The organism is Shewanella sp. SW32 (genome assembly GCF_025653365.1).
Lineage (GTDB): Bacteria > Pseudomonadota > Gammaproteobacteria > Enterobacterales > Shewanellaceae > Shewanella > Shewanella oncorhynchi.
This window is the reverse complement of record NZ_JAKKSJ010000113.1, coordinates 1-604: the sequence shown is the minus strand read 5'-3', so window position 1 is coordinate 604 and position 604 is coordinate 1. Positions and strand designations below refer to the sequence as shown.

1 rRNA gene is annotated in these 604 nt (G+C 40.0%); it reads left to right on the top strand.

Annotated elements, in window-relative coordinates:
• Positions 1-376: 376 nt before the first annotated feature.
• A 23S ribosomal RNA gene (locus tag L5M28_RS24095) occupies positions 377-604 on the top strand; the annotation flags it as partial.

The window sequence follows — 604 nt, the reverse complement described above, 5'->3', positions numbered from 1 at the left end:
GCATAGCTCCACCATTTACACCTTATTCTGACTTTATTGCAAAGTAATAAGGCATATGCACTATGGATAGAGATGCCAAAGATAAACTTAAAAATTATCTTTGGCTTTTTTAAGCCCGCTCTTTAACAATTTGGAAAGCTGATAGTATTTAATTGCATGAGTCTGTCATGTAATTAATTACAAAACGTTTAATGCGCAAGCATTGAACATGAGTTCTCAAACACTTTATTAAGTGTCTTGAATATTCAAYAGTAAATTATTCTTTATTGAATAGTTTACGTCTAAGGCGCGTCCACTTCTTTGGTCAGAAGTGAGACAAGTAAAACCAAGCTGGTCGCAATGCGGCGCAGATGARTGAAACTCATTTGGGTTGTATGGTTAAGCGACTAAGCGTATACGGTGGATGCCTTGGCAGTCAGAGGCGATGAAGGACGTAGTAACTTGCGAAAAGCGTTGGCGAGCTAGTAACAAGCATTTGAGCTAACGATGTCCGAATGGGGGAACCCAGCAGCATAAGCTGTTATCGCAACATGAATACATAGTGTTGCGAGGCGAACGAGGGGAACTGAAACATCTAAGTACCCTTAGGAAAAGAAATCAACCG